Origin of the sequence: Ralstonia pickettii, from assembly GCF_030582395.1 — a bacterium.
Classification (GTDB): domain Bacteria; phylum Pseudomonadota; class Gammaproteobacteria; order Burkholderiales; family Burkholderiaceae; genus Ralstonia; species Ralstonia pickettii_D.
Genome location: NZ_CP104382.1, coordinates 813,685 through 836,770 on the forward strand (window position 1 = coordinate 813,685; position 23,086 = coordinate 836,770).

Sequence of the window (23,086 nt, forward strand, 5' to 3'; positions counted from 1 at the left end):
GGTCCTGCGGGTGCTTCAGCGTGTTGCGGGTGGTGCGTTGTGCAGGTCCGTGCAGTCTCAGCCGCGTCCGCGTGACACGGAATACCGCAGCGTCGACGGTTGCAGCATGGCGTCAAAACTCACGGGCTCGCGTGCGGGCCCCACCAGCAGCACTGCGCTGATCCCAAAGCACAAAGCATTGGTCGCGCGTTCATTGATTTCCAGCGACACATTCACATGCTGCAGGCGCGGCTCGTGCCGCTCGATCGCCTTGGTCAGCGACTGGCAGATGTAGTTGCGGTCGTAGAAACTGGCCAGGCTCAGGCCGGAAAAATCGTTCAGGCCATACGTGAGCAACGACCGCTTGCATTCGGGCAAGCCGTGCAAATCCTCTTCTTCCAACACGATGCGAGTGTTGAGCAAGGATTCAATGTCGCGTGCCACGGTGCTCTTGAGTTCTTCAAGCGAGAGCTGGCGCAATGCCGTGGGCATGGGCGCGTGCGGCTCGTCGTCGAAGAGCTTGTCGAGCAGGCTGGGTTCGAAGCCTTTCATATGCTGCTAGAAAACAAGATGCCGCAGCACGGCGGCTGCGGCTCTTGTCATCAGGAGAACACCAAACGTTAAACCGAGTAGGTCTTGTCGTTCTTGGTGAGGCTCCAGGCGCCTTGCGAATTGCCGCCTTGGCCGCCGGCGCTCTTCTGCTGCGTGTACTTCCATTGCACAGCGGCGTAGCGCAGGCTGAACGTGTCGGTCGGGATGCCCTGGGCCACCACTTGCGAATCGACTTCGCTCAGGATGGCGTTCTTCAGCTTGACTTCGAGGTACTTCACGCGGTTGCCTTCGCCATCTGCGCGGAAGAATTCGATGGTCACTTCACCGAACGTCGTGCCGCCCGAAGCGTGCTGGTACAGCAGCGGGCTGACGACGTCCAGATCCTTCGTGAAGACCATGTCGCGGTGCTCGCAACGCTCAGCCGTGTGGCCGCCGGCGGTCGAAGCCGTGGCCGAACGCGGTTGGCTGATGGCCTGCGACCAGCTGTTGATTTCGATCCAGTCCTTGTGATCCTTGTCTTGCGACTCCCCCTTGATTGCCGGGCTGTCGAACTTGACGTAGATATCCTTCATACAGAGACCCTCTTCAATAGATTGGTTGTTGGTACTGCAACGGGTAACGAGCGTAACGGGTGGTTATGCCCGAACATTCCCCCCCGGGGAGAGTCCGGTCAGGAATTACGAGTTGGCCGACTTGGGCAGATCCGCCACGAGGCGCAGCGAGATCGACAGTTCATCGAGCTGGAAGTGCGGCCGCAGGAACGCCACCGAGCGATACGTGCCCGGCTTGCCCGGCACCTCCGCCACCTGGATCGACGCCTCGCGCAGCGGGAATTGCGCCTTCTGTTCTTGCGTGGCGTTGTCGTCCAGCAGCACGTACTGCGAGATCCAGCGGTTCAGGAACGTCTCAACGTTCTTGGCCGAGGCAAAGCTGCCGATCTTGTCGCGCATCATCGCCTTCAGGTAATGCGCCACGCGCGATACCGAGAAGATGTACTGCAGCTGCGCAGACAGCACCGCATTGGCGTTTGCGCTGTCGGAGTCATACTTCTTCGCCTTCTGCGCCGACTGCGCAGCGAAGAACGCGGCGTAATCCGTGTTCTTGCAATGCACGAGCGGGATGAAGCCGAGGTCGCTCAGTTCCTTCTCGCGGCGGTCGGTGATGGCGATTTCAGTCGGGCACTTGAGTGCGATTTCGCCGTCGTCGGTCTTGAAGGTGTGCGTCGGCAGGTCTTCGACCAGGCCGCCGCCCTCCACACCGCGGATGGCAGCGCACCAGCCGAAGTCGTCAAACGCCGCGGTCAGGCGCGCGCCGAACGCCCAGGCGGCGTTGCACCACAGGTACTTGCTGTGATCGGTGCCATCCACGTCTTCAACAAAGTTGAAGCTCTCGACCACGGTGCCGTCCTTCGGGTTGTACGGCAGACGGCCCAGGAAGCGCGGCAACGTCAGACCGACGTAGCGCGAATCTTCCGAGTCACGGAACGACTTCCACTTGGCGTATTCGACCGTGTCGAACACCTTCGCCAGGTCGCGCGGCTTGCCCAGGTCGGCAAACGATTCCAGTCCCAGCAGCTCCGGCGACGACGAGGCGATGAACGGTGCGTGCGAAGCCGCAGCCACGTGCGCCATCTGCTCGATGAAGTACATGTCTTCGGGCTGACGCGTGATTTCGTAGTCGCCGATCAGCGCGCCGAACGGGGCCCCGCCGAAGGTGCCGAATTCTTCTTCGTAGACCTTCTTGAACAGCGCGCTCTGGTCAAACTCGATGGCGGTCTTGAAGTCCTTCGTCAGGTCACGCTTGGTCGCGTTGAGCGCCTTGATCTTGATCGTCTGGCCAGTGCTCGTTTCCTTGACGAGGTAGTGCAGCCCGCGCCAGGTGGATTCCAGCTTCTGGAATTCCGGCGCGTGCATGATCGCGCTCAGCTGCTGCGAGATCAGGCGGTCCAGCTCGGCCACACGTGCATCGAGCGTGGCCGACAGGTTCTCGGACACCACCACGGTGCCGCTCAGTACCTGGCTTGCCAGCTCGCCGATGATGTCTTTTGCGCGCGCGCGCTCGGAATCGGACTTGGCGACGCGGCTTTGCTCGACGATGCTGTCGAGCAGGCTCACCTCTTCCGCAACCGAGGCGCCTTGCGCAGCGGATTGGTTCTCAAGCATCCTCGCCCCCGTTTTGCTTGGCGCCCAGCTTCTTCGCGTTTTCGGTGTTCTTCAGCACTTCCGACAGCAGGTCTTCGAGCTTGTCGTTACCGGCCATCTTGTTGCGCAGGTCAGCCAGCTTGGAGCGCGCTTCGAGCAGCTTGCGCAGCGGCTCGACCTGCTCGACAACGGCTTCGGGGCTGAAGTCCTCAAGCGAACGGAACTTCAGGTCGACGCCAAAGCGGCCACCGTCTTCCGTCAGCGTGTTCGGCACCTGGAACGCTGCGCGCGGCTCTACGCCCTTCATCACTTCGTCAAAGTTGTCGCGGTCGATGTTGACGAACTTGCGGTCGCGCAGCTTGGGCTGCTGCACTTCGGATTGGCCCGACAGGTCTGCCACCACGCCCACCACGAATGGCAGTTCCTTCGTCTCGATTGCGTCGCCGATCTCGACGTCATACGTCAACTGCACGCGCGGCGGACGCACCTTCTGCAGACGCTTCTGTACGCTTTCTTTCTTGGCCATCACGTTCCTCCAGGAATGCGGAACCAGCGCTGTGCTTAACGCAGTGCGCCGAACGGGTCTGCGCTGCCGCTGGCAGCACCGGTGGCGGCTGCAGGTGCAGCCGTGGTGCCGTGCTCGGCGGCCGGCGCTGCACGGCGGACAACACGCGCGGGGCGGCGCACCGGCTGCTTGGCCGTCTGCTCGCCCGGGAACAGAACCTGTTCGCCCAGCGTGTCGCGCAGCATCTTGGCAAGCACCTGCGCGTCGGTCTTGACGTCGCCGGCCAGCGCGCTGTCGGCACGCAGCTCCTGCAGCGAACGGCGCGCCACGCGCAGGCCGCTCACCGCCAGGATGCTCTTCGCCTGGCGATCTGCGTTGTCACGCTGCAGCGCTTCTTCGGCAGCCAGGATGGCCTGCGGATATTTCTCGGCGCCGAACTGGATCTGCGCAATGCGCACCCACGGCTCGTCACGGGTCGGGTTCTGCTTGGCGATCTGCTGGTACAGATCAATCGCCTTGTCCTGCTGGCCGCCCTTGGCCGCAGCTTCCGCCTCCGACATGCTCTGGCCGAAGGCCTCGTCGGTTTGGGGTCCGGGGTTGGTGGTCGAACAGCCTGCAAACAGAGCGGCGGCAGCAGACAGCACGATGAAGGAACGGAGAACGGAAATAGACGAGGATTTGGCCACGGCGAGACTCTTCAAAGTTTCAAAGCGGTGTGTCGATACCCAGTCAAATTCGCCGGAATTGGCGAGTTAAATGTTGGTCTCGACTGGCGCGAAATAGTACACTCCGCTCGTTGCCGTTGACAACCAAAAACGGATTATTAAGAAACCGAAACATCCTTTGTATTCAGTACCTTAGAGCGGCGCCCTGCAACGATCTCCGATTATTAAGAAACCGAAACATTCTTCTGTTTTCCTTTATTAAGGAACCGAAACAATTCAACAGCCTCCTTTAGCCGAACGGGCCTCGCGGCAGTCAAACAAAGAGAATTAAATAATTCAGAAATCAGGCATGAAGATGATGAAATTCGATGCCGCTTGGGAGCAAGCGGCGAGGCAGCCGGGCTGCGGCGGCCTTCTCAAGCGGTCTCTGAAGCACCATCTTGCGGCGGCGCTCAAGCTGATGCTGGTAAGCGCGAGCGTGGTCGCGCTGGCCGCCTGCTCCACCGGCGCAAGCGTGCTGGCGGGTGCGGCCAACGGCGCGCTGGAAGCGATGGGGCTCAAATCGTCGAACGTGCCCGATGCGCAAAAGCCGCCGCGTGAAGTGCCGCTCAAGATGACGGCCGGCAACAACCTGAACGCAGCGAACGACCGCCGCCCGGTTGCGGTGGTGGTGCGCCTGTATTCGTTGAAGGACCCGACCAGCTTCCTGCAGGCGCCGTATGACACCTTTATCGACCCGGCGCGCGAGAAACAAACGCTGGGCGCCGACCTTGTCAACGTGCGTGAGATGACGCTGATCCCGGGCCAGCGTTACGACTTCACCGAGAAAGTTTCGCGCGAAGCCACCACGCTGGGCATCGTGGCGCTGTTCCGCAGCCCCGCATCGCAGCGCTGGAAGTTCGCCTTCAACACCGAGAAGAACGAGAAGTCGGGCATCGTGATCGGGCTGCACGCCTGCGCCATGACGGTGACATCCGGCACGCTGACCACCCCGGCTGGCGCCACACCGCTGACCGATCTCAACCTGCTCTCCCCCGCGGTTTGCGGTAGCTGAACAACAAGGGCCAACGTGAGTTACTCCGCAAAGATTCTCTGGGGCGAAGGGCTGTTCCTGCGCCCGCAGCATTTCCAGCGTCAGGACGCGTATCACGAGTCGCGCCTGCATGCGACTGCGCAAGTCATCCAGCCGTATGCATGGGGTATCCGCCATGCACGCTTCGATACCGATGCGCTGGCCAGCGGCGTGCTGCGCGTGGTCGAGCTGTCGCTGTTCTTTCCGGACGGCGAGCTGTACTTCGCGCCGCAGGCCGATGCGCTTCCGCCGCCGCTGGTGCTCGACGCGGTTCCTGCCGGCGTGTCGGAGCTGACGTTCCATATCGCCCTGTATCCGCTGCAAGACAATGGCGGCAATTACCGCGAGCAGATCGAAGGCGCATCGGTATCGCGCTTTGTTGGTGCGGAGGAGGAAACGGCCGACCTCTATACGGAGGCCGAGCCCGCCGCCATCACGTATCTGAAGAAGTCGGTCAAGCTGATTGCCGAGACGGAACCGCGCGAGCAGTTCATCTCCCTGCCCGTGGTGCGCGTGCGGCGCACCGGCACCGGTGGTTTTGAGCTGGACGAGAACTTTGTCGCGCCGAGCATGGCGATCAACGCCTCGGCCGTGCTGTATCAGCGCCTGCGCCGGCTGCTTGATGCACTGCAGGCCAAGGTCAATGCGCTGTACGGTTTCCACCGCGAGCCGACCAAGAACATCATCGAATTCCGCTCCGGCGACATTGCCTCGTTCTGGCTGCTGCATACGGCCAATGCAGCGTTTGCGGCGTTGTCGCACCTGTATCACCACCCGGACCTGCACCCTGAGCGCCTGTTCCAGGAAATGCTGCGCCTGGCGGGCGCCTTGATGACGTTCACCAAGAGCTACACGCTGGCCGACCTGCCCGCCTACGATCACGACAACCCGGGCCCGGTGTTTGCCAAGCTCGACACGATCGTGCGCGAGCTGCTCGATACCGTCATCTCCACGCGCTACTTTGCGATTGCGCTGGAAGAGACGCGCCCGTCGTTCCACCTCGGCCGCATCGACTCCGGCAAGATCGACGACCAGACCAGCTTCTACCTGTCGGTGTCGGCAGACATGCCCGCCGCCGAACTGGTGGAAGCCATTCCGGCGCGCTTCAAGGTCGGCGCCCCCGACGACGTCGAAAAGCTCGTGCTGTCGTCCATGCCTGGCGTGCCGCTCACCTATACGCCGCAGGTGCCGCCCGCCATTCCGGTGCGCCCGGGCGCGTGCTACTTCGCCGTGGAAGCGCGCGGCATGCTGTACGAACGCATGCTGCAGGCGCAGACCCTCACCATCTATGCCCCGGCCGGCATCCGGGAACTCAAACTTGAACTGATCGCGGTGACTTCATGAGCGCTACCTCCACCCCTTCGCTGTTTGGCGGTTCGGCACCGGCAACCGCTGCGGCGGATGCACGTGAATCCAACACGCACGCCCGCACGCTGCTCGACTTGCTGTACGACGGTTTCTTCATGCTGTTCCAGTTGCGCAATGGCCAGCAGCCGACCAGCGCAGAAGATTTCCTCTCGCGCGTACGCGCCTTCCTCGACGATTTCGACCGCGGCGCCAAGCGCCTGAACGTGTCGGCTGAAGACGTGTTCGACGCCAAGTACGCCTTCTGCGCCGCGGTGGACGAAACCATCCTGTCGTCCAACTTTGCGATCCGCCCGGCCTGGGAGCGCCGCCCGCTGCAGCTCGTCCTGTTTGGCGAACAGCTCGCCGGCGAGACCTTCTTCGTCAAGCTCGAAGAACTGCGTGCGCACGGTGCACCGCGCCTGCAGGCGCTGGAGGTCTTCCACATGTGCCTGCTGCTGGGCTTTCGCGGCAAGTACATCCTCGAAGGGCCTGAGAAACTCGCTTACCTCACCGCACGCCTGGGCGACGAGATTTCTGCCATCAAGGGCAAGCGTGCCGCGTTTGCACCGCACTGGCCGCTGCCCGACAAGGTCGCGCACATGCTCAAGCGCGAAACGCCGCTGTGGATTTTCGGCGCCGTGTTTGCGCTGATCGGGCTGCTGGGCTTCCTCGGGCTGTCCCACACGCTGAACGCCAAGACCAACGAAACGCTGGAAGGCTATTCGCAGGTCATCAAGCTCGGGCCGCGCTTCTCGCACCTGACGATTTCGCTGCCGTGATGGCCACGATGGGCCGCGTGCCCATCCTTCTGCTGAACCGCAACACGAACCCCAGCGCGACGCTGTTCCGATGAAGCCTTTGTCCAACCTGCCGGCCGCCGTGCCACAAGCCGTCCTGGGCGCGCTGCTCGGGCAGCAGACCCGCCAGATCACGCTGGAGACGGCGCTTGCTTCCGACAACCTCGTCGTGGAGCGCTTTACCGCCACCGAGGCGGTGTCGGCCTCTTTCGTCCTGCATATCGATTGCCTGAGCCCGTCGGCGCATCTGGACACGGCGAAGCTGGCTTCGCAGGAAGTCACGCTGCGCCTGGTGCAAGCCGACGGCAAGCGACGCGCGTGGCACGGTTACGTGGCCGATTGCACGTCGCTTGGCGGTGACGGCGGCCTCGCACGCTACCGGCTGCGCGTCGTGCCTTGGCTTGACCGCCTGCGCACACGCAGCGACTGCTTCGTCTACCAGGACAAGACCGCGCTCGAGATCATCGAAGACGTCTTCAGCGAATACCCCACCGCGCATTACAAGATTGCGACCACGCAGCCGTGCGCCAAACGATCGATCTGCTGCCAATACCGCGAAACCGACTACGCGTTCGTGATGCGCCTGCTGGCCGAGGAAGGCCTGTCGTTCCGCATCGAGCACGAGCAAAGCGACGACAAGCAACAGCAAGGCAGCACGCAGTCGCGTCACACCGTCGTCATCTTCGACAACGATGCGCAACGTCCGGCTTGCCCGCAGCCGCAGATCCGCTTCCATCGCGTTGACGCCACCGAAAGCGAAGACGCGATCGAGCGTTTCTCGCACGCGCACAGCGTGGGCACCAATGCAGTGACGCTCGCTTCGTGGGACTACAAGGCACTGGCTGCGACCAGCGCCCAAGCCAGCGCCAGCGACCCCGGCGGCGAGCTGCCCACGCTGGAACGCTTTGAAGCCTCGGGCTCGTATCAATATTCGAATGCGCAAGAAGCCAGCCGCGCAGCACAACTGCGCATGCAGGCACACGAAGGCGCGTACCTGCGCTACGAAGGCCACGGCAGCGTGCGCCAATTGGGCGCCGGCCAGCGCTTCACGCTCACGCAGCATTTCGACAGCAAGCACAGCGAGTTCGTCACGCTGCAGGTGGAACACGAAGCCGCCAACAACCTCGGCGCCGACATCGCACGCTTGCTCTCCACCACCGAGATCGAATCGGGCAGCTACCGCAATCTTTTCGTCGCCGTACCGGCCGAGGCGCCCATCGTACCGCCCTATCGACGCCGCCCAACGGCGCCTGAAGGCCAGGCTGCCGTGGTCATTGCCGACGACGGCGCGCCGCTCACAACCGACCGCGACCATCGCGTGCGCGTGCGTTTCCCATGGCTGCGCGCGCCGGAGGTCAATGCATTTTCCGATCCGTCCAACAACGACCGCTCGCAAGTCACCGCCTGGGTGCGCGTGGCCAGTGCCAGCGCGGGCCCGAACTGGGGCGGCAATCACTTGCCGCGCGCAGGCACGCAGGTCCTGCTGACGTTCATCGACGGCGACATCGACCGGCCGATGATCGCCATGCAGTTGCACAACACGCAGGACGCCCTGCCCTGGGCCCCTGCCGATGCGCCGCTCGGGCAAGCCCTGTCCGGCTGGCACTCGCAGGGCCTCGGCGGCGACGGCTACAACCAGTGGGTCGTCGACGATCATCCTGGCCAGTTGCGCACGCGCCTGGCAAGCTCCACCGCCAACAGCCAGCTCAATCTCGGCTATGTCACCTCGCACGGCGCCACGGGCGGAGACCGCGGCACGTGGCGCGGCACCGGCGCCGAACTGCGCACCGATGCCTGGGCGGTGGTCCGCGCTGGCGGAGGCCTGCTGCTTTCGACTACCGCGCGTGCGCAAGCCGTCGGCACGCTGCTCGACGCCCATGAAGCGCGCGGGCAGCTCACCGCCGCGCAGAAGACTGCACAGCGCTTGTCGGATGCCGCAGCGAGCCAGCAAGCGCTGCCCTTGGCGGCCAACGAAGCGTTCGAGCCGATCGACAAGGCGCTCGACCCTGCGCAGGACGGCAAGTACCCCAGCAACGTCAATGGCCAGGATTCACAGCAGCCCGTCGATAAATTCGGCCAGCCGCTGCTGGTGACCGAATCGCCCTCCAGCATCGCGCTCGCCTCGGAGGCCACCACCACCGTCTACGCGGGGCGGCACTTGCACGGCACCGCGCAGGCCGACTGGCACCTCGCCGCTGGCAACGTCATCGCCGCCGCGGCTGCAAAAGGCGTGAGCCTGTTCGCCCAGCGCAACGGCATCCGCGCCATTGCCGAAGGCGGGCCGGTGTCGATCCAGGCGCATACCGATGCGTTGGCCGTACTGGCAGACAAGGCCGTTACCGTTACCTCGTCGGCCGATTCGGTCGAGATCCTCGCGCAACAGAACATCGTGCTGCATGGCGGGGATTCATTGATCCGGCTGGAAGGGAATGCGGTGACGTTTGAGACGTCGGGGTTGCTGTCGGTGAAGGGGGCTGGGCATCCGTTTGAGGGGCCGGGGGGGCAGGCGACGGCTTTGCCGGCGTTGCCGGTGGGAACGGCCACACTGTCCAATGCAATCGAACTGAATTACCAGTACGACGATCTGGAGCCTGTGCAAGGCGCTCCATACAAGATTGTGTTCAGCGACAACACCGTACGTGAGGGCAAACTCGATAAGCAAGGTTTCGCGCGCGAAAAGGGCACGCCGAACCTGCCTTATTACGTCGAATTTGGCGAGGATGAACGGCCGTGGAAGGCACCGCCCCTAGAGTCGTCAGACGAATACAAGAAGGTGCAGCCTGAAGCTCAGCGACAAATTGAGATGGAGAGACAAGCGCGCATTGCTGCCGGTGATACGCGAGCAGCAGAGGATGTCCAACAATGAGCCTGATCGACGACATCACCAAGTTCTGTGAGGACCTGATACTGGGTGATTTTGAAGAAGAACCCAGCAACGCCGCGATGATTGTCGGCGGGGTGATTTCCCTGATCCCGGTCGCCCAGCAGGTTCTGAACGTGCGCGACATCTCGGGGATGATCTATCGCATCTCGCGCAAGGGCGCCAAAAACTGCGGCAAAGACGAATGGGTTGACTTGGCCCTGGCGGCATTCGGGTGCATTCCTGAGCTTGGCAGCCTCTTCAAGACGATCGTCAAACCGCTATGGAAAGGGCGCAAGCTGTTGAAGGGCGCCCTGCGCGGCGAGGCGTTCGTCAGCGGAATGCTCGGGAAGGCCAAAGGCAAAGCCATCACCTTTATCCGGACGCTGGACTGGGCGGGCAACGCGCAAATTGCTATCCAGCAGATGGACAACGCCCTGACTGGCTGCGACCAATTGCTGGGGGAACTGGAGCAGTCTCACTGGTGGCTGCCAGATTCCGTGCAAGGACTCGCACATGACCTGCGCCCGGGCTTGAAATCGATCCGGGGGCCGTTGCATACAGGCATTCAACAAGGCATTCAGGCACTGCAGGAATTCGTCACCGACCTGATCGGCGAAGACGGCTACCGCGTCGCCCAAATGGCGATGGCAGCGGCGACAGCCACTACCGGCAGCAGGACTGCAGGCGCACACGGCGGCCACGAACCAAGCCGCCCAAGTCGGTCGGCCGAATCGAGTCACCCATCTGCAAAGGAGCAAACACCTGCCAGCCGGAAGACGCCGCCGGCCGAAAAGCAGAAGGCCAAGCACAAGGACGAGCAGGACACCAAGCGCCAGCAGGTTGAGCCGGGTGGCGGGCCGCAGACTACCGCCAGTCGGGTGACACGCGCGTCTTGGAAGGCGATCGGCAATCGGTACAAGGGGCTCATTGGCGAGCATATGGCCCATTACCATCACATGGCCCTGCACGCTCCTAACGCATGGCCACATGGGCATGTCGAAGGAAAACACGCTGGGGCCGTGTGGAAAGGCAGCAAGAGGCTGGTGACAGAGCAGAACAAGCATGCCACGCCAACCGAATTGGTCCCCGAGCACCTTGTGCGCATCAATCAAAATGGTGTGGATGGAGTTTGGTCGCTCGGCGAGAAAGTCTTCCACTTTGTTGAGGCGAAGGCGTCCGAGTCTGCTGGGGCTCTATTTGGCATGGCGGCGGATAGCTGGCGGGAGCGGGCCGACGGCAAGCAGTCGTCCAAGCTTCAGCCGCCGCCAAACCTGACAGAACGCCAGTACGCGCTGTGGTGTATGTTGTCGCAGCCGAAGAAGGGGCTGCAAATGTCGGCGGCATGGCTGGAAGCCAGTGTTGCCAGCACCATGTTGGACGGCAACGAGCGCAATCGCTTCGTCTATGTCGTGTTCGTGATACCCAGTAATAGTCCGCCGAAAGGCTACACACCAAAGGCAGGGGGCACCTTAAAGAAAGCTGTCGCCCCCGGGGCCTTGGAGCACGTGGCCGTCAGCGCAAAAGTGGGGACAATAGCGCTCACAGGCGGTGACTACTACGATCTGAGCCTGCACGATGAGCATCGGCCAAGTCACGGCCTATCTGATCAATTCTCTTATGACGAGATTGATAACATCGCTGAGCTGTATATACGTCAGAAACAACTGCATACCGCCAGTTCTCGACCCAAACCCACTCAGCCTCCAAAGCCCCGAACTAAACGCAACCCGTAACTGCTGACGTATATCAATGGCAAAACAGAACACTCCTTCCCTTCTTCCTAATGACGGGGATGACCTCCACGCAAAGCGACGTCAGCAGTTCCTATACGGCGCCTTGTACAAGAATGTTCGCGCGGAGTTGGAGGAGAGCATTAAGGTACGCAGCCACAGCGTGCGCCATCGAGATCTCGACCCTTACTACCGCGTCGCAGCCCAGCAGGGGGTCTACTCAAACACGTTCTGGCTATGGATGACGGAATACACAGCAGGCGAAGATCTTGACACGCTGGCGCAAAGCTTCTCCACGGTCGTGGATGAATTCGTTCACTGGAATGAGTTGAATGTTCCTTTTCGCCTTTACCTCAAAGAGAAGTACAAGGAGGAGGGAGACACTGATCTGAGAGTCTGCGCAGTCGACTTCAACAACCAGATCGAATACGAGAACGCGCTGCAGCTGATCAGCATTGCCATCATGATCCGCGATGGTCGGTCCATTAAACGGATCATTGCCGCCATGTACAGCAACCGCTATCTGGATGCGCTATACGAGCAGCTCATCCTCGATTACGTCAACGACCCTCAGGAGGACATGGAAGAAGTCCTATTTGATAAGCCTTATGCAACGCTGATCGAGGCCTACTTCCAGGAAAGCCACGAGGCCGCGATTCCACACGTTCAGTCCTACCTGAAACAATGGTATCGATATCAAGACGGCGCCCGCTGGTACGACGCGCACAAGAAGATCCAGGAGGACATGGCGTTCTACTACGGCTATTGGGCTTTCGAGGCCGGCGCTACCTGCTTCCTACTGGGACTCGACGACAGCACCATCGACCACATGGTCTATCCAAAAGACCTCGTGGCCTATGGCAGGAAGCTGCGCGAAGAAGATCGAGTCACCAGCGATTTCAACACACCACTAGGCCTAGATGGCTACCCTCTTAGCCGTCTGCGATGCGAAGCGGGTGAGCCTTGTCCGCAAGCAGGTTGGTGGTTGACGCCGGCAAAAGCCAATAGCCGCCGGCATTTCAAGGCGGGCGAAGTCATGCCCTCGTTTGAGGGGAGCAGCTACGGCGCAACGATCTGGCAGTGGGATATCGACCAATCTGGCCAGCATTGATTCGGCGCGTCGAATATGACCATCGCTAGACGGTTCGGCGCAAGCGACAAAACACCATGGGTCTACGGAAAAAACTATTCGGTCGACACACCAACGACCAGGTCGGCAACCCGCCTCCATCGCCGAAAGCCGACGACACCTCGCCCGAAATCGCCCCAGAACGCGCCCCCGCCCTGCAGGCCTACCAACAACGCAGGCACGAAGCAGCCATCGTCGCCGCTGTACCCTACGCCGATCGCCACACGGACGCCAACCGCTATGCGCGCTCGCCTATTCGGACATGAGCACGAACCAAGTCACGCAAGGCGGCGTTACGCTGCCGACTGAGCACGAGCGCAAGCAGATCTTCTACTGGCTCAAGCAGATCAGTTCATTTACAGCATGGAACCGTATCTTCGGTTTCTATCAGGCTTGGGCTCAAGCGACAGAAGAGTGTGCCCGACGGGCCACAGAACCGACGGGGCCTGCTGCAGATTACAGACTCATTCTCAACGGCTTAGCGCATTGCGAAGAGGCGGTGCTTCGCCTCAAGAAAGGCGACAAACGCATCTTTAAATTTGATGCTAATGGCGAGCTGGCCATGGCCGACCGTTTACCCACGTATTGGGAGAAGATGCTATTCCGCATGGAGGACGGGGAAACACTGCAACGCGATGAAAGCAATACCCCTGGCTGGACTCAGTTTCATCAAACATTCGTGAACCTGTGTGCGGCTTGGGGCGAGTGCGCCCCCGACATTCTTGAGCCTCGCTATCTCGATACGGAAACCCACACATTCTGCAACGATTACCTCAGGGCGAAACTCAATCAGATGGTGTTTCCGAATCCCCTGCCTGATGTGCCGGACCCCAAAGAGGACGTGCTGGTCTACAGCGGAAAGATGACGCCCTATTCGGGTATTTGGGAACCCGTCGATGCCCCCAAGCCCAAATTGTTCAGCTTGTTCCGAAACGACGAACAGCCCAAAGGGTCGTTTCCCATCGTCGGCACAATGAGCTATCTGCACGGCGGCTCAAATGCCCCCAACATGGCCGCCTACGCAGAAGAACGCGGTTTGCCGACCACGTGGCGCCTTCTTTGGCGCGATACCCGCTACGAGGATGGCACCATCCCCAACGAGGAGCGGGATTACGTCTTCCTGAAGCCAGAGTCAGCACAATAAGAGGTTTCTTCTACTGTGTCTGCTACACCCGACCCGCTCATCTGCGCTGAAAGCGGGCAACCAGCACCCCAGGCGGGCCGCTGGCTGGCCGAAAATGACCTGCAAGCCAGCGTCACACTCCAAGCCGGAGAAATTTTGGTAATGGGATAAAGGGCAAGCGAAGCCAGAACCCAAGCTGTAAAGCAAAGAACTCCCAAACGCCCTCTTCCGCATCGAATTGCTGAGAAGATTTGTTCCATGTTCTGGCTTCTCTACTTGGCCGTCGTAGGTCGCATCGCATGTCGCACCAACGCACGACTTCCTCCCGCGTCTTGGTGTACGTGACTTATACCGTACCGCCCGGAGCAGGCCTCAATGTATGGGAAGGTCCTGCTGCAAGCCAGTCACTAAAAGGTCACCCTTACGTGCTGGAAGGCGGTGCCAATCAGCTCGTTCTGGACCCGACGCATTTGCAGCCAGAGTCCCTTGGCAAGCGGCAACCGACGAACTCGGGTTACACAGATTTCCCCGGTGAAAATGACGAATTCCTCGGCTTGCCCAAACTGACGAACAGTATGAATCTGAACAATCTGCCGCCGAATCACCCGATGCGAAATTCCAAATGAGCACGCCGCTTTATCCGCAGGAGATCTACCTGCTTGAACGCTACACCTCTGTCGAGTACTTCGGCGCAATGCGCGATGCCTGGCACGCGATGGTCGACCATGTGGAGGACTGCATGGCACGCTCCATGACCAAGCTACCTCCCGACTATCGGAGCCGCCCGCAGCATCTGCAGCCGGACATCGTATGGGGCCAGCGCGTACTGCCGAACTTCCGCCAGACAGCATTGATGCTTGACGATAGCTTCATCCGGCTAACGCATCAGGACTATGAAGCATTGCTTGCTGCGGATGCCGTAACGAGTGACATCAGAGGGCAGCGAGATTTTTCGACAGATTGGTTCGATGAAGTGCAGCCGGATGCTGCATCTCGCTATGAAGAATTGTTGTATCAAGCAAATCAGTACGCGTCTAACATCAGTCACACTGTCCGTAGCGGATGGAACACGTCGAGCCTGACCTCAGGCTACAGCGTCAGTGCTCGAGGTCCGCTGGACGCACCAACCGCTTGGCCAAGCTATCAACTCGATACTTCGCTTCAGGCCCACACCGGTAAAATCGTTACCGAATCCGGCATCTACCTGCCGGACGTCGATGACTCCAGCGCCCAGTTTCTGTGCGCCGGCGATGATGCCCCGACAGCCTTGATTGGCTACAACGGCCAGCAAAATATCTCGGAAGCCCCTGCACTCTGGACACGCGTGCGCCGAGTGTCGGGCTCAACCGTCGCCGACGGTCTCGCCGATCTTCTTCCCCAGAGTCGCTACCGACCGGCTGGACGTGCACCTAGTGGCGACGCATGCCCACGTAGCGGCTGGTGGTTCACGCCTGCTGCCACCAATTCACGCCGGTACTTTCAGCAAGGCGAGGTAATGCCAACCATCGCATCCGATTACGGCAGCACCATCTGGCAGTGGGATGCTGATCAGAGCGAGCCGAAACTCTAATCCTGCTATCAAGTCCCAGGACCCAACGCCATGGGCTTTCTAAGAGAACTGTTCGGACGCATCTCCAACGATAAGACTACCAACACGCACCACACGCCGAAGGACGAGAGCGACACATCCCCCGACATCGCCCCAGAACTCGCCCTCGCCCTGCAGGCCTACCAGCAAGGCCAGCACGAAGCTGCCATCTCCGCTGCTGCGCCGTACGCCGATCGCCACGCCGACGCCAACCGCCTATGCGCGCTTGCCTATTCGGACATGCGCCGCTATCCCGAGGCCTTTCCTTACTGGCTTGCGTTGTTCGAACAGGAACGCAGCGCACACAACGCACTGCAGCTTGCGACGACGTCCGTCATGTGCGGCGAACTGAAACGCGGCGAGGCGTGGTTGATGAAGTTCGACGAGATCAACGAGCAGACGCACGAGATGTCCAGCGTCACGGCTCGCACGCAGTTCATCTCGTCGCTCACGCAGAGCGGTCACATGGCCGAGGCATTGCCGTATCTGGATTGGCTGCGCGATGTCTACGCGCGCGTGCGCATCACGGATTCGCATTTCCTGTACGTGCGCGGCATTCCGTTTTTCCCGAGCTTTCTGGAAAACAGCCTGCCCGTTCTCAAGGCAAACATGCCGGCCGGGGCGGTCGCTCAGTGGTATGGCGTGTTGTCGGGGCAGTTGGATGAGGAAGGCGAGGCGCAGCTTGGGCAGTGGCTGCAATCGTTGATGGTCGCAGCCGAACGCTGAGTTTGTCCCTGGAGATTGAGGTACGACTGCGGTTCTGTGTGAGCCTCAGTCGCCCATCGTTTTCAGACCACCGGGAAAACGCAATGCAGGAGCCGCGCCGTGCCTGCCAGGAGTGGCCGGCAAGCGCGACTCACTCCCCACCTCCTGGCGCCAACACCTCACGCTGCCCATTCCGCCCCATCGGCGACACCAGCCCCGCCGCTTCCATCTGTTCGATGAGCCGCGCGGCACGGTTGTAACCAATGCGCAGTTGCCGCTGCACGGAGGAAATCGACGCGCGGCGCGTGTTGAGCACAAACGCCGCGGCCTCGTCGTAGAGCGGATCGGCTTCTGCATCGCCGCTTTCGCCACCGAACAAATCGCCGCTCGCGGCAGCCTCACCCGGATCACCGGCGAGGATGGCTTCGTCGTATTCGGGCTCGCCAAACTGCTTCCAGTGTTCGACTACGCGATGCACTTCCTCATCGGCGACGAACGCGCCGTGCACGCGCTGCGGATACCCGGTGCCCGGCGGCAGGAACAGCATGTCGCCCTGGCCGAGCAGCGATTCGGCGCCCATCTGGTCAAGAATCGTGCGCGAGTCGATCTTGGAGGACACCTGGAACGCCACGCGCGTCGGAATGTTCGCCTTGATCAGACCGGTGATGACGTCCACCGACGGGCGCTGCGTCGCCAGAATCAGATGGATGCCAGCGGCACGAGCCTTTTGCGCAAGGCGCGCGATCAGCTCTTCGATTTTCTTGCCGGCCACCATCATCAGGTCGGCCAGTTCGTCGATGACGACCACGATCAGCGGCAGCGTTGACAGCGGCTCGGGCGCATCGGGCGTGAGCGAGAACGGATTCGGCACCTTGCGGCCGGCCTGCTCCGCTGCGCGGATCTTCTGGTTGTAGCCGGCCAGGTTGCGCACGCCCAATGCAGACATCAGACGGTAGCGCTTTTCCATCTCGCCCACGCACCAGTTCAGCGCGTGCGCGGCCTGCTTCATATCCGTGACCACCGGCGCGAGCAGATGCGGAATGCCCTCGTACACAGAGAGTTCCAGCATCTTCGGGTCGATCATGATCATGCGCACGTCGTCGGGCGTGGCCTTGTACAGCATCGACAGGATCATCGCGTTGACGGCCACCGACTTGCCGGAGCCCGTCGTGCCGGCCACCAGCAGGTGCGGGGCGCGTGCGAGATCCGTCACCACGGGGTTGCCGGTGATGTCCTTGCCCATGGCCAGCACGAGGTGCGACCCGTGCGACTGGAAATCCGCCGCGTTCACGACTTCCGACAGGCGGATCATTTCGCGGCGGGCGTTGGGCAGCTCCAGCCCCATGCATGTCTTGCCGGGGATGGTCTCGACGACCCGGATGGAGGTCACGCCCAGCGCACGCGCCAGGTCTTTCATCAGCCCGACCACCTGTGCGCCGCGCACGCCAATCGCGGGGTCAACCTCGAACCGCGTGATGACCGGCCCGGCCGACGCACCAACGACCGTCACCGGCACCTTGAACTCCGCCAGACGCTGGGCGATCAGGTTGCTGGTCTCTTCCAGGTTCTCGGCGGAGACGGCTTCCGCGCTGGGGGTTGCAGCGGTCAGCAATGCGGCGCCCGGCAGGCGATAGTCCACGATGCGTGGTACTGCGGGTGCGGTCGCCGGAGCGGGCCCAGGCGCAGGCGCTGCGGCGCGTGACACCACCTCTCCTACCACGGCCGGCAAGACGATGCGCGGCTTGGGCGCAGGCACGGCAGGCGCGATTTCCGGCTGCCCGGCCGGCTCGATGGCCGGTGCTGCGGGTAGCGCTTCCACCTCGGGCATTGCTTCGACAATCGGTGCGGCTTCGGCTTCGGCTTCGGCTTCGGCTTCTGCTTGAGCGATCGGCTCGTCAACCTCCGGGGCAAGCGTCGTTACGGCGGGCGACATCAGGCCGCGCAGTTCGGCCAGGAGCGCCTCGGCTTCCTGGCGTACGGCATCCAGGTCGACGGGTGGAGTTTCTGCGGCGGCGGCTTTCGCCTCCGGCAACTCAGACACCGTCGGCTCGGTCAGGACAACCGGCTCCGCAGCGGGCATGGCCTGCGGCGCAGGGGCCGCCGGGACTGGCACGGGAGCCTGCGTCTGCAGACCCAGTTGCGGTTGATGGAACGGGCTGCTGACGATGGTGGCGCGCGGTTTTGGGCGCGGCGGGGGCGTCTGCGGCGGAGTGGGCGGCGCCAAGGGCGGCGTCTTCACGGTTGGGGGTGCGTCCGTCGGCGCGCCCTTCTTTGCGTCGAGCAGCGGCCAGATCTCGCCCGGTTGCGGCGGTGAGGGGCGCGTGCGCGGGGGCGGCTGCCATGCGGGCTGGCGGCGTGCAGAAACGGCTTCGATGCCACGGTGTCGCACGGCTGGCTGCGCGGCCCCAGTGTTACCACTCCAATGCGCCTCCCCTGCTCCGCCAAGGCCGAGCGCGGTCGGCTTCAAGCCATCGTCAACGGGTTCGTCGTGGCGGGTTTCTGGCTCGGCAGACGTCTCGGTATGCACACTGCGGCGGCGGCTGAACACCTGGCTCCATGATCGCCCGAACACCATTGGGGCGACCCAGATGAGCACCCCGAGCATCAGGAGGAACGCGCCAGTCCAGCCCAGCATGTGTGAAAACAGCGACGACAATGCGCGGCCGGCAGCACCGCCGGCCTTGTCCTGCGGGTCGGCGCCAGAAGTCAGGGCTTCTAGCGCGGCGCTGGCGCTCAGCGCGACGAGCGTCACCAGCCAGAGCCGCACGGTACCCCGGCCTTTGAGGAAGTCTCGCTCCCCCGCCAGCGCGCGCGTCACATACCGCCACACCAGCGGCAGCAGCCATACGGAGGAAATGCCAAACCAGCCAAGCACCATTTCAAACGCCATCTACAAATGCCAGGCCGCGATTGTAGCGGGGCGCGCCACTGCCATGAGAATCGCCCGACCGAAAAATACGCGACCGGGCGTTCAGGCAACGCGTTTCAGCGCAGCGTGCCCGATGCGGTGGTGCGTGCGCTGCTGGCGCTGCGCGACGCCTCGATCAGCAGGATGATCATCAGGATGGTGGCGGCCAGCGCGAACACGGCATAGCCGATGTTGCCGCCTTCAATGGCGAACAGCGATGGCGAATAGCTCTGCCCCGTACAGATCATCGTGCCGGCCGTCATGCCCGTGTAGTGCATGCCGCAGACAGCCACGCCCATGATGAGCGCTGCCCCGAACTGCTGGCCGCGTGTCTTGACGGTCGTCGCCAGCCACAGCGCAACCATCGACACCACCACCGCGATCAACGCCGAGACGCCGATGATGGAGACGTCCCAGTCGAAGTTGCTGTTGGTGTGCACGGCAGCCATGCCGGTGTAGTGCATCACCGCCACGCCGAGGCCGGTGAGCACGCCACCCTCGGCAATGTTGCGCAGGCGGTTGCCCGTGGTGCGCGATGCAATGACGAGGCCGCCGGCGGCAAACACCATCACCACGAGCAGCGACGCCATGGTCATGAAAAGATCGAACTCGATCCGAACGGGTGTGCGGTAGGCCGCCATGCCGATGAAGTGCATCGACCACACCGCCCCGCCCCCGAGCGCAACGCTGGCGCAGATCAGCCGGTCCATGTCGACGGTGCCGTTCTTGTTGCGCACGCGTCTTGACCATCGCAAGCCCACATACGCGCCCGCGACCGAGATGAGATACGACAGCCCCACCAGGAACCAGTCGTATGCATAGGGCACAACTGCGCCCGGCACCGCAGAAAAGCTGTTGAACATGACACACCCTCCCGTTGGAATACCAAAAGACCGCCGGATTGCCGGGCGGTATCGGCCGGCTGCCCCGATGTCTCGGCAACCGCGTTTTCGTTATCGTGTGGCTGGAAATTGGCCTCGACCGGGCCTTGGGAGGCAAGTATGGCGATGGGTGGTTGCCCAGCCAATCACCTGATCTAGGTAACTTGGGGTCCACTTTGGGCGCGGGCCCCCCGCTTGCTTGCGCTATGGGAAATGCGTTTCTCAGGAGGCCCCATGTCGCTCATCGTTGCAGCCCGTTTCGACACGTTTGAACGCGCCGAAGACGCCGCGCGTGCGCTGTTTGCCCAGCGCTTTCCCGAGGACGATGTGAACGTCTTCTTCGTCAACCCGTCCGGCCAGCACGCGGCGTTTCCGATCGGTGGCGACCGCAATGCCGATCCGGGCGCGGCACACGCGCATGCGGGCGCCGGCAAGGGAATGGCGATCGGCGCCGCCATTGGCGCCGTCGCCGGGGTGGTCGTGCTGATTGCACTGCACGTGGCCGTGCTGTTCTCGGTGGTGGCGGCAGGCGTGGGCGCCTATATTGGTTCGCTCGCCGGGGCCATGCTCGCCACACGTGACGAACCCAACCCCGCGCAACCGCCCGATGCCACCTTGCGTACGCGCCATTCCGGCGTGCTGCTGGCCGTGCGCGTGACGCCCGACCGGGAGGCCGAAGCCGCGCGCATCCTGGCCGGTGCAGGCGGCATGGACGTCGAAGAAGCCGCGGGCCGCTGGCGCAACGGCGAGTGGGTCGATTTCGACCCGCTCAGCCCTGCCAAGCTCAACCCGAAGATTGCTCAGCGGGCCGCGTAATCGACTCGACGTTGGCGATAGCGACGATCAGGCCGCGGTGCTGGCCGCCGTTCCGCCGGGTTGCAAGGGAACGGGGCGTGCCTGCTTGTCGTTGAGCATCGTCCACACGAGGATGGCCGCAACGATGTCGAACACGGCCAGCGCGACGAACAGCGGGTTGTAGCCGATGGTGGTTGCCAGCGTGCCCACCGCGAGCGAGAAAAGCATCCCGCCCATGTAGCCCGACATGCCCGCCAGCCCGACGGCGGTGCCGACTTCGTGCTTGCCGAACATGTCGGACGTGAGCGTGTACAGCGCGCCAGAAAGCGTCTGGTGCGCAAAGCCGCCCACGCAGAACAGCGCAATCGCCGTGTAGGGACTCGTCGCTAACCCGATGCAGGCCGGGCCGATCATGCAGAGGCAACCCGTCACCATTACCAGCTTGCGAGACGTGACAAGCGATACCGAGAACCGCTTCTGGAACCACGGCGCCAGATAGCCGCCCAGCACACAGCCAACGTCCGCCGCCAGGAACGGTAGCCACGCAAACAGCGCGATCTCCTTCAGGTTCATATGGCGCTCGGTGGCCATGTAGAGCGGAATCCAGTAATTGAACGTCTGCCACGCCGGCTCCGACAGAAAGCGCGGGATGGCGATGCCCCAGAAGCGCCGGCCACTGACGATGCTGCCCCACGACGGCTTGGGCGCATCCGCGTAGTCATCCGGCGTTTCCTGGCCGGCACGGATGTATTCGCGCTCTTCGTCGGATAAGCGGTGATGCTTGGCCGGCACGCGGTACAGCAGGAACCACAGCACGCTCCACACGAGCCCCATCCCGCCGATCACGGCAAAAGCAAAGCGCCAGTTGCCGTGCAGGATGCACCAGACCACCAGTGGCGGCGCCACCACCGCGCCCACGGACGACCCGATGTTGAACCAGCCGGTTGCAATCGACCGCTCTTTTGCAGGGAACCACTCCGATGTCGCCCGTAGCGCAGACGGAAAACCCGCTGCCTCCGTCATCCCCAGCATCGCGCGGAACGCGGCCAGCGACAGCCAACCGCCCGCCGTGCTATGCAGCAGGCAGACCACCGACCACGCCCCCGCAAACAGTGCAAAACCCAGCTTCGTGCCCAGCACATCGAGCACATAGCCCGCCACAGGTTGCATCACCATGTAGGCGGCCTGGAATGCCGCGACGATGTAGCCGTACTGCTGCGTGCTGATGTTCAGCACCTTGTTGACTTCAGGCGCCGCCACGGCCAGCGCATTGCGCGCCAGGTAGTTCATGATCAGGCCACTCAGCACGAGGCCGATGATCCACCAGCGCAAGCCTTTGATGGGTTTCATGTGTTGTCTCCTAAAGCCCCGGTTCTTCTTGTGTGAGGGGCGTACTGCGGTTTCAGAGGTGCAAGACGGGTTCCGGCAATCCGGTCACGCCCGGGCGCACTGCAAAGGTGGCGCCCGAGAGCGGGTCGTCGCCGATCAGGATCGACGTCACGAACAGGGTGTCCAGCCCAGGCCCGCCGAACGCGCACATGGCAGGTTTGGACGTGGGAATGGCGATGCTGCGATCAAGGCGGCCATCCGGAGTGAAGCGATGCACGAAGCCAGCATCGTTGCCGCAGATCCAGTAGCAACCATCGGCGTCCACGGCAGCGCCATCCGGACGCCCCGGGTGTGCGTTCATGTCGATGAAAACGCGGCGGTTGTGCGGCGTGCCGGTGTCGATGTCGTAATCGAAGGCCCAGACCGTCTGGCGGCTTGCGTGCGAATCCGACAGATACATCGTCTTGCCGTCGGGGCTGAAGGCCAGGCCGTTCGGGACGATCAGGTTGTCGATGACGGCATCGACGCGCCCAGTGCGAGCGGCCGCCGCATCCAGGCGGTACAGCTTGCCGAGCGGCAGGCCGAGCGCAGTGTCCAGCACCATCGTGCCAGCCCAAAACCGGCCTTGGCGATCGCAGCGACCGTCGTTGAAACGCATGTCGGGGCGCGGGTGCGCCACCGTGGCGAGGCGCTGCAAGGGCCCAAGCTCGATGCCGGCGCTGGGCGGCGGTGCGAGAAAGATGCCCGTTTCCATCGCCATCGCCCAACCGTTGGGCGCCATGGCAATACAACCTGCCATTTCGGGCAGTGGCCAACTGTCGGTCTGGCCGGAGAAGAAGTTCCAGCACCACAGCGTGCGGCCCGGAATGTCCGTCCAGTACAGCGCCTGTTCACCGGCATGCCAGATGGGGCTTTCGCCCACACCGCATTGCATGCTGCCAATCCGCTCGACAGTCGGCTCTACATTCACGTGCATT

The 23,086-nt window shown here is 62.5% G+C and carries 20 protein-coding genes; 11 read left to right on the forward strand and 9 right to left on the reverse strand.

Translation table 11 applies throughout. The features are described from left to right. Positions 1 to 57: 57 nt before the first annotated feature. The 5 genes from tssE to N5B55_RS20370 form a co-directional block, all read right to left on the reverse strand. Complete coding sequence (tssE, locus tag N5B55_RS20350; RefSeq protein WP_009241814.1) at positions 58 to 531, reverse strand: type VI secretion system baseplate subunit TssE; 474 nt, start codon at positions 529 to 531, stop codon at positions 58 to 60. 68 nt (positions 532 to 599) lie between these two features. Further along, positions 600 to 1,103: an Hcp family type VI secretion system effector gene (locus N5B55_RS20355; RefSeq protein ID WP_009241815.1), complete on the reverse strand. Its 504-nt coding sequence runs from the start codon at positions 1,101 to 1,103 to the stop codon at positions 600 to 602. A gap of 105 nt (positions 1,104 to 1,208) precedes the next feature. Continuing rightward, positions 1,209 to 2,693, reverse strand: coding sequence for a type VI secretion system contractile sheath large subunit (gene tssC, locus N5B55_RS20360; RefSeq protein WP_304539856.1), 1,485 nt, complete (start codon positions 2,691 to 2,693; stop codon positions 1,209 to 1,211). Further along, entirely contained in the window at positions 2,686 to 3,198 is a 513-nt protein-coding gene (tssB, locus tag N5B55_RS20365; protein WP_009241817.1) for a type VI secretion system contractile sheath small subunit, read from the reverse strand. Before tssB ends, tssC begins: the two co-directional genes overlap by 8 nt. A gap of 35 nt (positions 3,199 to 3,233) precedes the next feature. Beyond that, the gene (locus N5B55_RS20370; protein WP_065854821.1) at positions 3,234 to 3,863 is read right to left on the reverse strand and encodes a hypothetical protein; all 630 of its coding nucleotides are present in this window, start codon (positions 3,861 to 3,863) and stop codon (positions 3,234 to 3,236) included. Between the two features lie 439 nt (positions 3,864 to 4,302). Between N5B55_RS20370 and tssJ the strand changes: the two genes are divergently transcribed. From tssJ to N5B55_RS20420, 10 genes are all read left to right on the forward strand, one after another. Then, on the forward strand, positions 4,303 to 4,896 hold the full coding sequence (gene tssJ, locus N5B55_RS20375) for a type VI secretion system lipoprotein TssJ (protein ID WP_254659080.1): 594 nt from the start codon (positions 4,303 to 4,305) through the stop codon (positions 4,894 to 4,896). 15 nt (positions 4,897 to 4,911) lie between these two features. Beyond that, a complete protein-coding gene (gene tssK / locus N5B55_RS20380) occupies positions 4,912 to 6,258 on the forward strand; it encodes a type VI secretion system baseplate subunit TssK (protein ID WP_009241820.1) in 1,347 nt (448 codons plus the stop codon). After that, positions 6,255 to 7,040, forward strand: coding sequence for a type IVB secretion system protein IcmH/DotU (gene icmH / locus N5B55_RS20385; RefSeq protein ID WP_009241821.1), 786 nt, complete (start codon positions 6,255 to 6,257; stop codon positions 7,038 to 7,040). The genes tssK and icmH overlap by 4 nt, the downstream gene beginning before the upstream one ends. Before the next feature lie 70 nt (positions 7,041 to 7,110). After that, the gene (locus N5B55_RS20390) at positions 7,111 to 9,924 is read left to right on the forward strand and encodes a type VI secretion system Vgr family protein (RefSeq protein ID WP_304539857.1); all 2,814 of its coding nucleotides are present in this window, start codon (positions 7,111 to 7,113) and stop codon (positions 9,922 to 9,924) included. Next, positions 9,921 to 11,654, forward strand: coding sequence for a hypothetical protein (locus tag N5B55_RS20395; RefSeq protein ID WP_304539858.1), 1,734 nt, complete (start codon positions 9,921 to 9,923; stop codon positions 11,652 to 11,654). Before N5B55_RS20390 ends, N5B55_RS20395 begins: the two co-directional genes overlap by 4 nt. A gap of 16 nt (positions 11,655 to 11,670) precedes the next feature. Next, positions 11,671 to 12,762: a PoNe immunity protein domain-containing protein gene (locus N5B55_RS20400; RefSeq protein WP_304539859.1), complete on the forward strand. Its 1,092-nt coding sequence runs from the start codon at positions 11,671 to 11,673 to the stop codon at positions 12,760 to 12,762. Positions 12,763 to 13,042: 280 nt separating this feature from the next. Next, complete coding sequence (locus N5B55_RS20405; protein ID WP_304539860.1) at positions 13,043 to 13,924, forward strand: Imm71 family immunity protein; 882 nt, start codon at positions 13,043 to 13,045, stop codon at positions 13,922 to 13,924. A 278-nt stretch (positions 13,925 to 14,202) separates the two neighbouring features. Beyond that, the gene (locus N5B55_RS20410) at positions 14,203 to 14,529 is read left to right on the forward strand and encodes a hypothetical protein (protein WP_304539861.1); all 327 of its coding nucleotides are present in this window, start codon (positions 14,203 to 14,205) and stop codon (positions 14,527 to 14,529) included. Further along, the gene (locus tag N5B55_RS20415) at positions 14,526 to 15,473 is read left to right on the forward strand and encodes a hypothetical protein (protein ID WP_304539862.1); all 948 of its coding nucleotides are present in this window, start codon (positions 14,526 to 14,528) and stop codon (positions 15,471 to 15,473) included. The genes N5B55_RS20410 and N5B55_RS20415 overlap by 4 nt, the downstream gene beginning before the upstream one ends. Before the next feature lie 30 nt (positions 15,474 to 15,503). Continuing rightward, a complete protein-coding gene (locus tag N5B55_RS20420) occupies positions 15,504 to 16,217 on the forward strand; it encodes a hypothetical protein (protein WP_304539863.1) in 714 nt (237 codons plus the stop codon). 130 nt (positions 16,218 to 16,347) lie between these two features. Here the strand turns inward: N5B55_RS20420 and N5B55_RS20425 are convergent, their stop codons facing one another. Next, complete coding sequence (locus N5B55_RS20425) at positions 16,348 to 19,086, reverse strand: FtsK/SpoIIIE family DNA translocase (protein ID WP_304539864.1); 2,739 nt, start codon at positions 19,084 to 19,086, stop codon at positions 16,348 to 16,350. A 95-nt stretch (positions 19,087 to 19,181) separates the two neighbouring features. After that, positions 19,182 to 19,967: an MHYT domain-containing protein gene (locus N5B55_RS20430; protein ID WP_304539865.1), complete on the reverse strand. Its 786-nt coding sequence runs from the start codon at positions 19,965 to 19,967 to the stop codon at positions 19,182 to 19,184. Positions 19,968 to 20,219: 252 nt separating this feature from the next. Between N5B55_RS20430 and N5B55_RS20435 the strand changes: the two genes are divergently transcribed. After that, positions 20,220 to 20,801: a hypothetical protein gene (locus N5B55_RS20435; protein WP_304539866.1), complete on the forward strand. Its 582-nt coding sequence runs from the start codon at positions 20,220 to 20,222 to the stop codon at positions 20,799 to 20,801. Between the two features lie 27 nt (positions 20,802 to 20,828). On the opposite strand, the gene N5B55_RS20440 is transcribed toward N5B55_RS20435, so the two are convergent. Together N5B55_RS20440 and N5B55_RS20445 are read right to left on the reverse strand one after the other, a co-directional pair. Continuing rightward, positions 20,829 to 22,130: an MFS transporter gene (locus tag N5B55_RS20440; protein WP_065854738.1), complete on the reverse strand. Its 1,302-nt coding sequence runs from the start codon at positions 22,128 to 22,130 to the stop codon at positions 20,829 to 20,831. A gap of 52 nt (positions 22,131 to 22,182) precedes the next feature. Further along, the gene (locus N5B55_RS20445; protein ID WP_304539867.1) at positions 22,183 to 23,085 is read right to left on the reverse strand and encodes an SMP-30/gluconolactonase/LRE family protein; all 903 of its coding nucleotides are present in this window, start codon (positions 23,083 to 23,085) and stop codon (positions 22,183 to 22,185) included. Position 23,086 lies beyond the last annotated feature (1 nt).

What these genes read in the sequence shown, in the direction of transcription:
- tssE (WP_009241814.1), bottom strand. Translation starts at nt 531, where the DNA reads ATGAAAGGCTTCGAACCCAGCCTGCTCGACAAGCTCTTCGACGACGAG.
- N5B55_RS20355 (WP_009241815.1), bottom strand. Translation starts at nt 1,103, where the DNA reads ATGAAGGATATCTACGTCAAGTTCGACAGCCCGGCAATCAAGGGGGAG.
- tssC (WP_304539856.1), bottom strand. Translation starts at nt 2,693, where the DNA reads ATGCTTGAGAACCAATCCGCTGCGCAAGGCGCCTCGGTTGCGGAAGAG.
- tssB (WP_009241817.1), bottom strand. Translation starts at nt 3,198, where the DNA reads ATGGCCAAGAAAGAAAGCGTACAGAAGCGTCTGCAGAAGGTGCGTCCG.
- tssJ (WP_254659080.1), top strand. Translation starts at nt 4,303, where the DNA reads ATGCTGGTAAGCGCGAGCGTGGTCGCGCTGGCCGCCTGCTCCACCGGC.
- icmH (WP_009241821.1), top strand. Translation starts at nt 6,255, where the DNA reads ATGAGCGCTACCTCCACCCCTTCGCTGTTTGGCGGTTCGGCACCGGCA.
- N5B55_RS20390 (WP_304539857.1), top strand. Translation starts at nt 7,111, where the DNA reads ATGAAGCCTTTGTCCAACCTGCCGGCCGCCGTGCCACAAGCCGTCCTG.
- N5B55_RS20395 (WP_304539858.1), top strand. Translation starts at nt 9,921, where the DNA reads ATGAGCCTGATCGACGACATCACCAAGTTCTGTGAGGACCTGATACTG.
- N5B55_RS20400 (WP_304539859.1), top strand. Translation starts at nt 11,671, where the DNA reads ATGGCAAAACAGAACACTCCTTCCCTTCTTCCTAATGACGGGGATGAC.
- N5B55_RS20405 (WP_304539860.1), top strand. Translation starts at nt 13,043, where the DNA reads ATGAGCACGAACCAAGTCACGCAAGGCGGCGTTACGCTGCCGACTGAG.
- N5B55_RS20410 (WP_304539861.1), top strand. Translation starts at nt 14,203, where the DNA reads ATGTCGCACCAACGCACGACTTCCTCCCGCGTCTTGGTGTACGTGACT.
- N5B55_RS20415 (WP_304539862.1), top strand. Translation starts at nt 14,526, where the DNA reads ATGAGCACGCCGCTTTATCCGCAGGAGATCTACCTGCTTGAACGCTAC.
- N5B55_RS20420 (WP_304539863.1), top strand. Translation starts at nt 15,504, where the DNA reads ATGGGCTTTCTAAGAGAACTGTTCGGACGCATCTCCAACGATAAGACT.
- N5B55_RS20425 (WP_304539864.1), bottom strand. Translation starts at nt 19,086, where the DNA reads ATGGCGTTTGAAATGGTGCTTGGCTGGTTTGGCATTTCCTCCGTATGG.
- N5B55_RS20430 (WP_304539865.1), bottom strand. Translation starts at nt 19,967, where the DNA reads ATGTTCAACAGCTTTTCTGCGGTGCCGGGCGCAGTTGTGCCCTATGCA.
- N5B55_RS20435 (WP_304539866.1), top strand. Translation starts at nt 20,220, where the DNA reads ATGTCGCTCATCGTTGCAGCCCGTTTCGACACGTTTGAACGCGCCGAA.
- N5B55_RS20440 (WP_065854738.1), bottom strand. Translation starts at nt 22,130, where the DNA reads ATGAAACCCATCAAAGGCTTGCGCTGGTGGATCATCGGCCTCGTGCTG.
- N5B55_RS20445 (WP_304539867.1), bottom strand. Translation starts at nt 23,085, where the DNA reads ATGCACGTGAATGTAGAGCCGACTGTCGAGCGGATTGGCAGCATGCAA.